General features: G+C 44.0%; 14 protein-coding genes. 4 read left to right on the top strand and 10 right to left on the bottom strand.

The annotated features are described in order from the left end of the window. Nucleotide 1: 1 nt before the first annotated feature. Nucleotides 2-919 (bottom strand): ABC transporter ATP-binding protein, encoded by a 918-nt coding sequence (locus AYW76_RS10550; protein WP_067219550.1) that lies wholly within the window; start codon nucleotides 917-919, stop codon nucleotides 2-4. Nucleotides 920-974: 55 nt separating this feature from the next. Here AYW76_RS10550 and AYW76_RS10545 point away from each other — a divergent pair, with 55 nt between their 5' ends. After that, nucleotides 975-1,388 carry a PA2817 family protein gene (locus AYW76_RS10545; protein WP_067219547.1) on the top strand — a complete coding sequence of 138 codons (414 nt, stop codon included), beginning with the start codon at nucleotides 975-977 and terminating at the stop codon, nucleotides 1,386-1,388. Nucleotides 1,389-1,428: 40 nt separating this feature from the next. On the opposite strand, the gene fabF is transcribed toward AYW76_RS10545, so the two are convergent. From fabF to AYW76_RS10510, 7 genes are all read right to left on the bottom strand, one after another. Continuing rightward, on the bottom strand, nucleotides 1,429-2,667 hold the full coding sequence (gene fabF, locus AYW76_RS10540) for a beta-ketoacyl-ACP synthase II (RefSeq protein ID WP_067219544.1): 1,239 nt from the start codon (nucleotides 2,665-2,667) through the stop codon (nucleotides 1,429-1,431). 102 nt (nucleotides 2,668-2,769) lie between these two features. Beyond that, the gene (gene acpP / locus AYW76_RS10535; RefSeq protein ID WP_067037804.1) at nucleotides 2,770-3,003 is read right to left on the bottom strand and encodes an acyl carrier protein; all 234 of its coding nucleotides are present in this window, start codon (nucleotides 3,001-3,003) and stop codon (nucleotides 2,770-2,772) included. Between the two features lie 134 nt (nucleotides 3,004-3,137). Then, the gene (fabG, locus tag AYW76_RS10530; RefSeq protein ID WP_067037801.1) at nucleotides 3,138-3,863 is read right to left on the bottom strand and encodes a 3-oxoacyl-ACP reductase FabG; all 726 of its coding nucleotides are present in this window, start codon (nucleotides 3,861-3,863) and stop codon (nucleotides 3,138-3,140) included. A 20-nt stretch (nucleotides 3,864-3,883) separates the two neighbouring features. Beyond that, a complete protein-coding gene (gene fabD, locus AYW76_RS10525) occupies nucleotides 3,884-4,810 on the bottom strand; it encodes an ACP S-malonyltransferase (protein ID WP_067037799.1) in 927 nt (308 codons plus the stop codon). After that, a complete protein-coding gene (locus tag AYW76_RS10520; protein WP_067219540.1) occupies nucleotides 4,807-5,757 on the bottom strand; it encodes a fatty acid synthesis protein in 951 nt (316 codons plus the stop codon). Before AYW76_RS10520 ends, fabD begins: the two co-directional genes overlap by 4 nt. Nucleotides 5,758-5,768: 11 nt before the next feature. Next, the gene (rpmF, locus tag AYW76_RS10515) at nucleotides 5,769-5,948 is read right to left on the bottom strand and encodes a 50S ribosomal protein L32 (protein ID WP_067037795.1); all 180 of its coding nucleotides are present in this window, start codon (nucleotides 5,946-5,948) and stop codon (nucleotides 5,769-5,771) included. A gap of 11 nt (nucleotides 5,949-5,959) precedes the next feature. After that, nucleotides 5,960-6,541 carry a YceD family protein gene (locus tag AYW76_RS10510; RefSeq protein ID WP_231872594.1) on the bottom strand — a complete coding sequence of 194 codons (582 nt, stop codon included), beginning with the start codon at nucleotides 6,539-6,541 and terminating at the stop codon, nucleotides 5,960-5,962. Between the two features lie 73 nt (nucleotides 6,542-6,614). Here AYW76_RS10510 and AYW76_RS10505 point away from each other — a divergent pair, with 73 nt between their 5' ends. Continuing rightward, nucleotides 6,615-7,211, top strand: a complete 597-nt coding sequence (locus tag AYW76_RS10505; protein WP_231872593.1) for a Maf family protein — start codon at nucleotides 6,615-6,617, stop codon at nucleotides 7,209-7,211. 65 nt (nucleotides 7,212-7,276) lie between these two features. On the opposite strand, the gene AYW76_RS10500 is transcribed toward AYW76_RS10505, so the two are convergent. Beyond that, on the bottom strand, nucleotides 7,277-8,275 hold the full coding sequence (locus tag AYW76_RS10500) for a S49 family peptidase (protein ID WP_067219536.1): 999 nt from the start codon (nucleotides 8,273-8,275) through the stop codon (nucleotides 7,277-7,279). A 153-nt stretch (nucleotides 8,276-8,428) separates the two neighbouring features. Between AYW76_RS10500 and AYW76_RS10495 the strand changes: the two genes are divergently transcribed. Next, a complete protein-coding gene (locus tag AYW76_RS10495; protein ID WP_067219533.1) occupies nucleotides 8,429-8,836 on the top strand; it encodes a MaoC family dehydratase in 408 nt (135 codons plus the stop codon). A gap of 56 nt (nucleotides 8,837-8,892) precedes the next feature. On the opposite strand, the gene rluC is transcribed toward AYW76_RS10495, so the two are convergent. After that, nucleotides 8,893-9,861: a 23S rRNA pseudouridine(955/2504/2580) synthase RluC gene (gene rluC / locus AYW76_RS10490; RefSeq protein WP_067219529.1), complete on the bottom strand. Its 969-nt coding sequence runs from the start codon at nucleotides 9,859-9,861 to the stop codon at nucleotides 8,893-8,895. Nucleotides 9,862-10,290: 429 nt separating this feature from the next. On the opposite strand from rluC, the gene rne reads away from it, so the two are divergent. Then, entirely contained in the window at nucleotides 10,291-13,626 is a 3,336-nt protein-coding gene (gene rne / locus AYW76_RS10485; RefSeq protein WP_067219525.1) for a ribonuclease E, read from the top strand. Nucleotides 13,627-13,718 lie beyond the last annotated feature (92 nt).

The raw sequence follows: 13,718 nt of genomic DNA, 5'->3' as shown, positions 1-13,718 counted from the left end.
GCTAGTTACTTCCTTTGATCAGTTTGACAAATAGTTCTTCGAGTCGATTTGACTTATTGCGCATGCTTAAAACGTTTATCTGTTTAGCGCTAAGGTATTCAAACACATCATTTAAGTTTTGCCCCTTATCCACCGCGACTTCGATAGTTGAGCCATCTCCTACCAGCCTAATGTCATAATCAGGTAGCTCAACTGAATCAATACTTTCAGCTAAATCTAGAATAAAAGTTTCGCTACTAATCGTTTTTAATAACGCCTTAACACTGGTATTTTCAACAATCTCACCACTGTTAATAATGGCAATATTGCGACATAACTGCTCAGCTTCTTCCAAGTAGTGAGTCGTTAGAATAATAGTCGTACCCTGTTCGTTTAATTCTTTGATGAACTCCCACATGGAACGGCGCAACTCAATATCCACGCCCGCTGTTGGCTCATCTAAAATCAATATCTTTGGTTCATGGATCAACGCTCGAGCAATCATTAGACGTCGCTTCATACCACCCGACAACATGCGCGACTGCGTGTCTTTTTTATCCCATAAATCGAGCTTTTTCAGATATTTTTCCGCTCGCTCTTTGGCAAGCTCTACAGGAATACCGTAAAATCCTGCTTGGGTAACAACAACGTTGAAAACAGTTTCAAAAACATTGAAATTAAACTCTTGCGGGACAACACCTAAATAGCGCTTTGCTCCAGCAAAATCTTTATCGACATCAACACCAAAAATACTGACTTGTCCCGATGATTTATTAACCAAAGAGCACAATATACCGATCGTTGTCGACTTACCGGCGCCATTTGGGCCTAACAATGCAAAGAAATCGCCTTGCTCTACGGTCAGATCAACCCCTTTCAGCGCCTCAAACCCGTTACCGTAACGCTTTTTGAGGTCCTTTATTTCAATAGCATATGCCATAATAACCTTCTTAAATTAATACACCTTCAAACCCACCAAAACAGGTTTCGCATACGTGAGTTCTAGAATTCAATTTATTATTAGCCGCCTTCAAACTCTACATCAACGTATCCAAGAGCATGATCCCTTCGACCGCTCTGAATTGGCCGAGGAAGAGCTGGACTTCATGCATAAGTGGGACAATCTTATCCGTGAAGGAGAACAGAAAAACGCAAACTTTTTATTTGAAGCGCAAGATTTGATCAGCCGCTTCATACGTTGCTACCCTAATTTAGTACCACTAATGCATAGAGAACTTCTCTATTTTATTGGCGGTGAATGCTTACACTTTCTTGGAGATGAAGAACTTGCCTTGTACCAAGATATTGACGAACAACTCTACGAGGCAGAGCAAGCAGGAAACAGCGTGGATATAGCTGAAATGATAGAGGCTAACCAGCCTGCGCCTCAAGGGGCAACCTTGCAATAAACGGTTAAGTTTATAAAAAAAGCGGCTAATGCCGCTTTTTTTATACTTTTCGAAACACTAAGGTTCCATTTGTACCACCAAACCCAAAAGAGTTGTTAAGTACAAGGTCTACTTTTCGCTTTTGAGCCGTCATTGAAACATAGTTCAAGTCGCAACCCTCACTAGGCTCTGACAAGTTAATCGTTGGCGGTGCCAACTGATCACGGATTGCCAGCACAGAAAAAATTGACTCTACTGCACCCGCTGCACCCAACAAATGCCCTGTCATTGACTTTGTGGAACTAATCGCCACATCGGAAGCATCTGCCCCCATAAGCGATTTTACCGCTTCCGTTTCAGCCAAATCACCGATCGGCGTCGATGTTCCGTGAGCATTGATGTAATCAATTTCATGTGCTTGCGCACCTGCATCATTAAGAGCAGCGACCATTGCAGACAACGCCCCTTCTCCTTGTTCAGGAGGAGCCGTCATATGGAATGCGTCATCACTCATACCAAAGCCAGCAAGCTCAGCGTATATCTTAGCACCACGAGCAACGGCATGCTCATATTCTTCTAATACAAGAATACCTGCCCCATCACCCATTACAAAGCCATCACGATCTTTGTCCCAAGGACGGCTAGCGGTTTTTGGATCATCATTTCGTGTTGATAATGCACGTGCTGCGCCAAACCCACCGATACCAAGTGGCGTTATTGCCATTTCGGCACCACCTGCAATCATGACATCCGCATCGCCATAAGTAATCATGCGACCCGCCATACCAATATTATGAGTACCGGTAGTGCAGGCAGTTACAATGGAGATGTTCGGCCCTTTAAAGCCAAACCTAATCGCCACATGACCAGAGATCATGTTGATAATCGCACCAGGAACAAAAAATGGTGAAATACGCTTAGGACCCGATGCATTCAATAATTCTACATTTTTTTCGATCATTGGTAGGCCACCAATGCCTGAACCAATAGCACACCCAATGCGTTTGTAATCAACGCAATCAGGAGATAAACCAGCATCTTCTATCGCTTGGACGGAGGCAGCAATGCCATATTGAATAAAAACGTCCATTTTACGAGCTTCTTTAACGCTCATATATTGCGATGCATCGAAGTCTTTTACTTGAGCAGCAAAACGCGTTGAGAACTGAGAGGCATCAAAGTGTTCAATATCTGATACACCGCTTTTGCCTTCAATAATATTGTCCCAAGTATCTTTTACGTTATTGCCAAGGGGACTCACCATTCCCATACCGGTGATTACGACCCGACGACGAGACATATGATTCCTCCGAAAAACTCCCTTTAATACAGGGGTAAGAATAAGAAAAGCCGCTGTACATACAATACAAGCGGCTTTTCGGAAACTCAGTACACCAGAGAATTACAAGTTAGCGTTGATGTAGTCAATTGCTGCTTGTACAGTGGTGATTTTTTCAGCTTCTTCGTCAGGAATCTCAGTATCGAATTCCTCTTCTAGAGCCATAACAAGCTCAACTGTGTCTAGGGAATCAGCACCCAAGTCGTCTACGAAAGATGCAGATGCAACCACTTCTTCCTCTTTAACACCTAGTTGTTCGCAAACGATTTTTTTTACGCGTTCTTCAATGCTACTCATTAGAAGTTCCTACTCTACTGGTCAATAGCTCACTTTGAGCATATTTATAAATTTGTGACACCCATACTGGGCGTGATTCTCATCATGAACCGGAGACGTATTTTCGTTGAATTCATTACAAAATTCAACTCAAATTACGCCATGTACATGCCGCCATTGACATGTAGGGTTTCACCGGTAATGTAACCCGCAGAATCAGACGCTAAAAAAGCGACAGCTGCTGCAATTTCTTCTGGCTCGCCTAGTCGTGCCGCTGGCACTTTGGAGACCAAAGTTGCCTTATGATCTTCAGGCAAATCCTTTGTCATATCTGTAGCAATAAAGCCTGGCGCAACACAGTTTACAGTAATGCCACGGGAGCCGATCTCTGCCGCTAAAGAGCGACTAAAGCCTTCAAGCCCCGCTTTTGCTGCAGAATAGTTTGCTTGTCCAGCATTACCCATTGAGCCAACAACAGAACTAATTGTCACGATGCGACCAAATTTTGCTTTCGTCATGCCGCGAAGGCAGGCCTTAGTTACGCGAAATACAGACGTTAGGTTCGTGTTGATCACTTGATCCCACTCATCCATCTTCATACGCATCATAAGGTTATCACGTGTTATGCCTGCGTTATTAACCAAAACCGTCGGCGCACCAAATTCTTCATTGATTTGCTTGATAACAGTCTCAACTGATTCATCGCTGGAAACATCCAACACGAGACCCTTACCATTATCGCCTAAGTATTCACTAATGCTGTTAGCACCCGCTTCACTTGTTGCGGTACCTACTACAGTGACACCATTAGCGACTAGCGCTTGAGCGATGGCTTTACCAATACCTCGCGTCGCACCAGTTACTAGCGCAATTTTGCTCATCAAAATATCTCCAGTTTTTTTTAATTTCCTGTCGCAGCATCAAAGCTTGCCACGTCTCCAATTGCTAATGCATCTAAACCTTTAACAATTCGTTTGTTTAGACCCGTCAAAACTTTTCCCGGTCCGCATTCAATAGTCTTTTCTACACCAAGCTCGTTTAACAAGGCAATAGATTGTGTCCATAAAACGGGTTCACTAAGCTGCGATACAAGATTTGCTTTGATCTGTGCCGCATCTGACACTGCTTCGGCAGACACATTCTGAACCAGCTTGATGGCTGGCTCTTTAAATTCGATGGCATTTAGACGCTCAGCAAGCTTCTCACCAGCTGGCACCATTAACTGACAATGTGATGGGACACTCACAGGAAGAGGTAACGCCCGCTTAGCGCCTGCTTCTTTAGCATTCGCCATCGCGATCTCAACCGCGGCTTTTTCACCTGCAATCACTACTTGACCTGGCGAGTTGAAATTGACAGCACTCACCACACCCTCTGAAACAGACTCACACGCTGCGACAACCTGATCATCAGACAAACCAATGATTGCAGCCATTGCGCCTGTTCCAGCAGGTACAGCTTGTTGCATGTACTCACCACGCAATTTAACGAGCTCCACCGCATCTTTGAATGCGATAACGCCAGCACAGACAAGCGCCGAGTACTCACCTAAACTGTGGCCAGCAACGTAAGCAGGTTGTTCACCACCTTGCTGCTGCCAAAGTCGCCACAATGCAACACTACTCGTCAAAAGAGCAGGCTGAGTTTTATCTGTTTGACCCAAAGATTCAGCATCATTCTGAACCAAATCCCACAAGTCGTAACCAAGCACATCCGATGCTTCGTCAAAAGTAGCCTTTATAATGTCGTATTTCTCCGCCAAGTCAGACAGCATACCTTGCTGCTGTGAACCTTGACCAGGAAACACAAATGCTAATGAAGGATTCATAACACCCCCTGTTGAGTTAACTTTGCTTCAATTTTTTTATATAAATTCGTGCGAGCTATATCAATACCATACTCAATCGCACCAACCATGGCCCCCAAATCAGAACGACCATGACCTTTAACTAAATTACCTTTGATACCAACAAGACAGGCACCATGGCGACTTTCTGCTTGAATCAAACGTTCAATGGCTGACGTATCGACTGAATGCTTTGGCAGTTGCGATAGCAAAAATACAAACAAGCCTTCAGAGGCCTTAAGCACTGCATTACCAACCATGCCATCACATACGATGACATTTTTTTCACCTGAAAACAGTTCGAAACCTTCAGCGAATCCTGAAAACTTAGGCCAACTCTGCTCACTAAGTCGCTTATAGCATTCTTTAATGACCGAACTACCCTTACTGGTTTCTACTCCGACATTTAGTAATGCAACATTCGCCACACTGTCACTTCGCGCCTCAACATAAGATGCACCAAGCAAAGCAAACCCATTCAACATCTCTGCAGGACAATGAACATTTGCACCTAAGTCTACTAAACAACGTAATGGGTTAGGTCGCATTTCTCGAATTAAAGCTGGGTATAACTTTGGCATTAACAATCCGACAATGTGACGTGCTAATGCGACCATCGCCGCTGTATTACCAAATGTTACGACCACATCTGTTTTCGCTTCTGACATATCTACTAAAGAGCGATAAATAGTCGACTCTTTTCGCTTAAATAAAGAACGATCTACAGTTTCCATACAAGATACGGAATCATGGCAAGCAACAGGAATAATTCGAGATGAAGGCGAATCTTCAGGAAAAGCAAATTCCCGACGATCATAGTAGAAATGCGCCTCGACATCAGCAAAGGCGGCAACAATATTTTCTGTTGCTTGAAATGCAATGCGGGGACCTAAGTCCCCGCCCATAGCGTCAATAGCTACCCTAATCATTGGGTATCTAATTACTCACCTTTAGGGGTGATTACTTGACGACCACGGTAAAAACCGTCTGCAGAAACGTGGTGACGACGGTGTAGTTCACCAGTTGTCTGTTCAACAGATAGAGTTGGGTTAGATAGTGCATCGTGTGAACGGCGCTGGCCGCGACGTGAACGAGTCACTTTACTTTTTTGTACTGCCATTTTTGGAGCTCCTAATTTTTCTTAGCTTTTAATTCAGCCAATATACTAAATGGATTCGGTTTAATTTCGTCATCCGGTGCGTCATCGGTAGACGATGCATACTTTAGAGCTACTGGGTTGCAACCACTTTCTTGGTGATAGGCAACAATTGGCAAGGCAAGAAGTAACTCTTGCTCCACCATTTCAGCGATAACGACCTCACCATCGGTCATGACAACGGGATCATAGTCACTAGGTATATTCTTTGCATGGTCTTCATCATAAACAAAGGCCAAACTAAGATTAACCTCCAGCTCAACTGGAGCACCTTCCAAGCATCGTTGACACTCAACTTGAACGGTTGCTTTAATTGAACCAGTCGCTATGTAGCGCCTATCTTCATCCACTCTAAAGTCTAGATGAATAAACGCATCCCCTTCATTTGACGCTAGTTCAGCGCTCAACTCCGGAAATTGACTGAGTGATAAACGCCCTTCAATACTCACTTCATTAAAAGCGTATTTACGAGGGTCAAAGTATTTGGGTAATGTGTCATTCAACATGGCGGGAATAATATTGCCAAGTCCCACCCTTGTCAAAGAATACTGAGGCATAAATGACATTTTTTACGTATTATTTCGCCTCAATAAGTGATTTACCTATTTTTTCGACAAATCAAGAGACTAGATGACCTTTATGATACAAAAATTGATCCTTGGCTCGTCATCCAAATACCGTCAAAACCTACTCAATCGATTAGGATTAACCTTTACCACTCGCTCACCTAACATTGATGAAGGCCAATTAGAGAACGAAACACCCGAACAATACATTGAGCGAATCACCAAAGCAAAAGCGCTTGCTTTAAAAAACACCTTAGACAACAACTGTATTCTTATCACATCAGATCAATGCGCCACTTTTAATGGCGAGATTATTGGCAAGCCCCATACTCGTGATAATGCCATCAAACAACTGAAGCGTTTTAGTGGACAAAAGATCGAATTCCTCACTGGACTGTATGTCGTCAACACCCACAACCAGCTCGACCGTTATAGCCTTTCAACCTACTCTGTGACTTTTCGAGAGCTGACTGAACGTGAAATACAGCGCTACATAGAGATAGACTCTCCATTAGACTGTGCAGGTAGTTTCAAATGCGAATCATTAGGTGTGGCCTTATTTAAACAAATGGAAGGATACGATCCCACATCGCTTGAAGGCCTACCTCTAATCGAAACATGCAACAGTTTACGAGCCGTCGGATTAAACCCATTAGCGTGAACAAAAAAAGCAGGTACATCTAGGATGAACCTGCTTCTAAAAACATACTAAATTAACGATTCAATTTAGCGCAGACCGTAAAGCCAGCTTGTAACGCCAGTAGAAAACTCAACCCCTAATTGCTTAGCCACTTTTTCCCATGGTTCTTTATAAGGTGTGTAATAGGTTGGCGTTAAGTCTGAAAATTGCGTATTCAATAATTGCTGTGCGTATCCAAAACGATCGGCTAAGCCAAGCTCAACCGCCTGAGTACCGGTGAACACCATCCCAGTAAATAAATTTGGCTCATCAGCAAGACGATCACCACGCCCTTCTTTCACAGCGTTTATAAACTGTTTATGCGTTTCATCTAACACACTTTGCCAACTTTGGACTGCCGCATCACTCATAGGAGAAAACGGATCCATAAAGGCTTTATTCTCTCCAGCGGTAAACAAGCGACGCTTCACTCCAAGCTTCTCAATCAGCTCACTGGCCTCAAAGCCCCCTGAAACAACACCTATTGAGCCAACCAGACTGGCTTTATCGACAACAATCTCATCGGCTGCTGAAGCAATATAATAACCGCCTGACGCAGCCAAATCTTCAACTGCAACGACAACAGGTATAGCTGGATACAAGGTTCGATAGTGCATAATAGCATCATATAAGATGCCAGAATGCACTGGACTGCCACCAGGACTGTTCATTTCAATAAGCACAGCTTTAGTTGAACTGTTGGCGTAAATCTCATCAAGCAATGGAACATACTCGTTTGCGTCCACTTCACTTTGTGCGCCTATCGTACCTTGCATACGCAAGATGGCCACACTATCTCCAGCATTTACGTCCTCCATATCAGAAGTCACCCAAATACTGACAACAACACCAATAAAAACAAATAGATACACAAAGCGGAAAAATATTTTCCAGCGTCGCTGTCTACGACGCTCAACAACCTGCGCGCCCAAGACCTCTTTAAGAGCATCAACCAGTTTTGTCTCAGTTGACTGCTTGCCTTGAGCCTGATCAACGATCGACTCTTGCGGCTTTTTATTTACATCGTCTTCTTCATTCCACGCCATTTAACGCTCCATATAAATACACAGTATAACCACCACTGCCCCACCATATTTATCGTTTTTTTATTTAGAAAATTGAATTTATAAGGTAGAAAGCTTAAGTAAAGATTCTTTCAAGTGTACCATAGCGACATTTATAGTAATAAGGACTTAAAAGTGAGCTACTCATTTGAAGATCTAACTGTTGGTCTAAGCGAAACCATTGAAAAAATAGTGACAGAACAAGACGTTCAAGCATTTGCTCAAGTTACTGGTGATACGAACCCAGTCCATTTGGATGCAGACTATGCCGCCACAACCAGTTTTGAAAAACCGATCGCACACGGCATGCTAACAGCTGGCTTTATCTCAGCCGCTATTGGCACAAAACTACCTGGACCTGGCTGCATTTACCTTGAGCAATCATTAAAATTTCGTGCCCCAGTATTTATTGGAGCCACGGTCACAACAACGGTTACCGTGAAAGAACTCAATGAACGTCGCCGCCGCGCCATCATTGAAACCATTTGTTTTGTCGACGGGAAAAAAGTGGTGACTGGCGAAGCCTCCATTATGATTCCATAAAAAAGGGGCACATGCCCCTTTAAACCCTTTCTTGTACACTCAAAAGCAACACAACTTTAATACTTAGTTGGCAAACCCGCCATCGCATCCTTCCAAGCATCTTCAATAGGCGCCTCAAGCGTTAACTTAATGCCCTCATAATCAATATCAAGACGGGCTGCATGCAAACATAATCGTTTAAAACCTAACGATTTAGCCAGTATATTAGCTTCATTTGGCGAGTACTTATCATCGCCCACAATCGAATACCCAGCAAATTGCGCATGAACACGAATCTGATGTGTACGACCTGTCACAGGCTCACACTCTATAAAGGTATATCCTTCAAAGTTACGCAATACCTTAAAGCGAGTTAGCGATTCTTTGCCATCCGTATGCACTTTCACGACACGCTCGCCCGATTTAAGCTCATTTTTAAGAAGGGGGGCGTTTACCTGTAGCTTTCGTTTAGGCCAAGCACCAAAAACTAACGCATGGTAAGTTTTTTGAACCCCCTCCTTTTCTCGGAGGGCCGAATGTAATGTTTTTAACACGCTGCGCTTTTTCGCAATCATAATTAAGCCGGACGTATCACGATCCAGTCGATGAACAAGCTCAATAAACTTTTCCTGTGGTCGCATTTGACGAATAACTTCAACCAGACCAAAGCTCAGCCCACTGCCGCCATGAACCGCCAATCCGGAAGGCTTGTTCACAACAATTAGCCCTTTATCCTCATAAACGATACGGCTTTCAATCTCTTTTTTAAGACCTTCTGCAACAACAGGTTTATCACTAGGTTCTGCCACAAAAATTGGCGCAATGCGGATGATGTCTTCACTGCTAAGTTTGAAATCAGGCTTGATGCGCTTCTTATTGACACGGATCTCACCTTTGCGCAGTAAATTATATATCTTCCCCTTAGGCACCCCTTTCAGAAAAGTTACTAAGAAGTTATCGATACGTTGACCATGATTATTCTCGTCAATAGTAACAAAACGCACCTGTGGACGCTCTGAAGCGCCATTATTTTCACTTGCTGACAAAAGAATGGTTTCCTATGTAATTGAAGCACTTAGATTTTACTGTTATATTCAAATCCGCAGAGGGTAAGAGGCAACAGAAAGCCTCGAAGAATCAATTGTAACGAATGAGAAGCCATAACCAAAGCGACACTTTGGTCATTTCTTACCTCTGGGCAAAAAGTTAATTTTTATATAATAAACCTCATGAATCAGTGAATCGGTTCATAGGTGTAACAGTTTACCATTGAATCCGTTTTTTAGATCAGCACCTTTCATGTTGACCGATAGTTGAAACACGCATTACAGCAACACAGAAAAGAGCGACGCCATCCTTACATGAAGGCATTGTGGCGCGCCTATAAATTGTGACTGAGCCGTTAAAACGAATTCATAAAATCGTTACATTTCATGAACTTAGAATTCTCTGATCATTAAAAAGAGTCACAGTTAATGATTAGAATGTTAATAAACGCAACTCAACAAGAAGAGTTGCGCGTTGCGTTAGTAGATGGGCAACGCCTGTACGATCTAGATATTGAATCAGGATCTCGCGAGCAGAAAAAAGCAAACATTTATAAGGGCAAAATTACTCGAATAGAGCCTAGCCTTGAAGCTGCTTTTGTTGATTACGGTGCCGAGCGACACGGCTTCCTTCCTCTAAAAGAAATTTCTAAAACCTACTTTTCTAAAAAATCGAACTCAGATGGCCGCATTAACATCAAAGATGTTTTGACTGAAGGCCAAGAAGTGATTGTTCAAGTTGATAAAGAGGAGCGTGGCAACAAAGGTGCCGCACTGACGACTTTTGTCAGCTTGGCCGGTCGTTATTTGGTACTTATGCCAAATAACCCTCGTGCGGGTGGTATTTCTCGTCGTATTGACGGTGATGACCGTACACAGCTTAAAGAAGCGATGTCTGGTCTTAATGTACCTGACAATGGCGGATTAATTGTTCGCACTGCAGGTGTTGGCCGCTCCACGGAAGAACTTCAATGGGATTTAGACTATCTACAAACGCTTTGGGACTCGATCACTAAAGCGGCTGCAGATCGACCTGCGCCTTTCTTGATTTATCAAGAAAGTAACATCGTCATACGCGCTATTCGTGATTACCTACGTGATGACATTGGCGAAGTTTTGATCGACGAAAAGAACGTCTACCAAGACGCGATGAATTTTGTTATGCAGGTTATGCCGCACTTCAAGAGTCGTATAAAGCTATACAACGAGCCAACGCCTCTGTTTAATCGCTTCCAAATTGAAACTCAGATCGAGACGGCATTCCAACGTGAAGTACGCCTTCCTTCTGGTGGCTCGATTGTTATTGACCCAACCGAAGCACTGGTTTCAATCGACATCAACTCCGCCCGCGCAACAAAAGGCGGCGACATTGAAGAAACAGCCCTTCAAACCAACCTTGAAGCGGCAGACGAAATTGCTCGTCAATTGCGCCTTCGAGACATTGGTGGACTTGTCGTTATCGATTTCATTGACATGACACCGGTTCGCAACCAAAAAGAAGTAGAAAACCGCATGAAAGCGGCTCTAGAAGCCGATCGTGCACGCGTACAAATTGGCCGTATTTCACGCTTTGGCCTATTGGAAATGTCACGCCAGCGCTTACGCCCGTCACTTGGTGAAACCAGTGGTATCGTTTGTCCCCGCTGTAATGGCCAAGGCTTTATTCGTGACGTAGAGTCTCTAGCATTGTCCGTACTTCGCTTAATCGAAGAAGAATGTGCCAAAGAGCGCACCGCTCAAATTCGCGCCATCCTTCCTGTATCTGTCGCAACGTTCCTTTTAAATGAGAAACGTACCAATATTGCTAAGATCGAAAAACGTAACCAAGTACATATTATTCTTGTTCCCAACCCTCATATGGAAACACCTCATTTCCACGTTGAGCGTATTCGTGACGACAACGCCGTTATGGAGCAGGATGATAGTAGCTATGACCTAGTTGATACGCCGGAACAACCGCCATACGAACCACGTCAAGCCAATGAGCAGGCTCGACCTCAGGCTGCGGTAACCAGCATCGCGCCAGCTTCGCCAGCGCCAGCGCCAACACCTGTTGAAGCCACTCCAACAGTGAAAGCAGAAACAAAAAAACCGGGGTTGTTCAAACGCATCTTAAACGCCCTATTTGGCAGCACCGAAGAAAGCGTAGCAAAAGAAGAGCCTAAGAAAGAAGCTGTTAAACCTACCGCAACCGCTAAACCTTCATCTGAAGAACGCAAACCACCGCGTGATCGTCAACGCAATCGTCGTCCTGCTCGTAAGCACGAAAAGGAAACAACCGATCAGCAAACTGATGATCAACAGAAGCCTAAGTCGACACGACAATCGCGTCGCGCTCAAGCTGAAGCAAAGTCACAGCAACCTATCAATAAAGAATCAAATAGCAACAATACAAATAAAGAGTCCAATAAGGATTCAAGCAAAGAAACGCCTAACCGCCCTAAACGCGATCAAGCTCAAAGCAAACAGGACAAGCCTAATAACAAGCAAGAGCAAAAAGACGCTCCTAGCAAGTTAAAACCTCGTCGCCCAGAGCCTGAGATCCAGGAACGTAAACGCGAGCCGAATGACAATAAGCGCCGTAACGGTAAGCTTAAAGATGAAATTGAGTTGGCTCAAGAACAGCAAGCTCAAGTAGAATCGGATGCCAAAGAAGCCCAAGCGGTTGCCGATCAAGCTGCTGCTGATAATGCCGAAGGTTCTGACGCTAAAGCTGAACGCAAACCTCGTCGCTCTCGTCGCTCGCGCCGCAACAACAAGCAGGATGACAATCAGAGCAACAGCGAACAAGCAACTGATACCCAAGCTATCGCCGCTGCGGCAAAAACTGAGAACTCCGAGTCACCTACTAACGCTATTGAGTCCTCTACAGCGACTGAACAGCCAAAGCAGAATACACTGGAAGCCTCTCAACAAGATGCATCACAAGCGACAGCCGCAACAGAAGATGCGCAGCCTAAAGATACGCAACCTAAAGTTGAGCCTGAATCAGTTACAGTTGAGTCTGAATCAGTTACAGCTGAATCTAAAATTGAGCCTGAAACAGCCGAGTCTGAGAGCACTGTAACAACACCTATTGAGAAAGACGCAGAGAAACAGGAAGAAGCGCCTAAACCTAAAATGACAGTAAAAGCTGACATGAATAGGGTCGAAAGCGCCAAAACAGCGTCTGAACAGACTGCAGAGGTTGCCCAAGCCGATACAGCTAATGAAGTTTCTGAAGCCGACATTTCTGAAGCCGACAATGTGTCTGCTGAAACTGTGTCGAAAGAAGACACAACATCAGAACAAGCATCAGTAATAGCTGAAAAAACAGAGCAAGATAGCAAATCAGAAGCTAAAACAGTCGTCCCTGAATCCGCTCCAGTGACGCCTGCCGCAACTGAAGAACCAACTGAATCAATTGAGCCTATTAAATCAGAAGAAAATCACCCTGATGCTAATGATTCAACACTAGCTGATGAAACAGTCAAGACCGACTCTTCTAACCCGACAGATACTGGCCGAAAAATGCGCCAACCTCGCGCAATTCGAGGTCGTAAAGCGGCCAAACCTGCGACCGAAGAGAAGAAGACTGACGTTCAATTACCTAAAGCACTTCTTGAACAACAAGAAAAAGCTAAGCAAGAGCTTCAAGATAAGCGTGACCAAGCTGCACAACAGCGTCGTCAACGTCGTAGTGGTCGAGTGAAAAATGACCCTCGATTAGCTCGTGAAGAATCGACAAACGCTAGTCAAGGTGAAACAGAAAGCGCTTCTGAGTAAGCACTTTTTAGCAACCTAAAAAAACGCCAGCTAATGATAATTAGCTGGCGTTTTTTTGTTTATCACGATCATTAACTAACAAGCTTGGCCTT

Source organism: Marinomonas gallaica, from assembly GCF_001639745.1.
GTDB lineage: Bacteria > Pseudomonadota > Gammaproteobacteria > Pseudomonadales > Marinomonadaceae > Marinomonas > Marinomonas gallaica.
The sequence above is the reverse complement of the archived record's forward strand: the minus strand, read 5'-3'. Positions and strand labels throughout refer to the sequence as shown.

Excerpts from the sequence above, each read along its gene's own strand:
- fabG (WP_067037801.1), bottom strand. The coding sequence starts at position 3,863 with ATGAGCAAAATTGCGCTAGTAACTGGTGCGACGCGAGGTATTGGTAAA.
- AYW76_RS10505 (WP_231872593.1), top strand. The coding sequence starts at position 6,615 with ATGACCTTTATGATACAAAAATTGATCCTTGGCTCGTCATCCAAATAC.
- AYW76_RS10500 (WP_067219536.1), bottom strand. The coding sequence starts at position 8,275 with ATGGCGTGGAATGAAGAAGACGATGTAAATAAAAAGCCGCAAGAGTCG.
- AYW76_RS10550 (WP_067219550.1), bottom strand. The coding sequence starts at position 919 with ATGGCATATGCTATTGAAATAAAGGACCTCAAAAAGCGTTACGGTAAC.
- acpP (WP_067037804.1), bottom strand. The coding sequence starts at position 3,003 with ATGAGTAGCATTGAAGAACGCGTAAAAAAAATCGTTTGCGAACAACTA.
- rpmF (WP_067037795.1), bottom strand. The coding sequence starts at position 5,948 with ATGGCAGTACAAAAAAGTAAAGTGACTCGTTCACGTCGCGGCCAGCGC.
- fabF (WP_067219544.1), bottom strand. The coding sequence starts at position 2,667 with ATGTCTCGTCGTCGGGTCGTAATCACCGGTATGGGAATGGTGAGTCCC.
- rne (WP_067219525.1), top strand. The coding sequence starts at position 10,291 with ATGATTAGAATGTTAATAAACGCAACTCAACAAGAAGAGTTGCGCGTT.
- fabD (WP_067037799.1), bottom strand. The coding sequence starts at position 4,810 with ATGAATCCTTCATTAGCATTTGTGTTTCCTGGTCAAGGTTCACAGCAG.
- AYW76_RS10520 (WP_067219540.1), bottom strand. The coding sequence starts at position 5,757 with ATGATTAGGGTAGCTATTGACGCTATGGGCGGGGACTTAGGTCCCCGC.
- AYW76_RS10510 (WP_231872594.1), bottom strand. The coding sequence starts at position 6,541 with ATGCCTCAGTATTCTTTGACAAGGGTGGGACTTGGCAATATTATTCCC.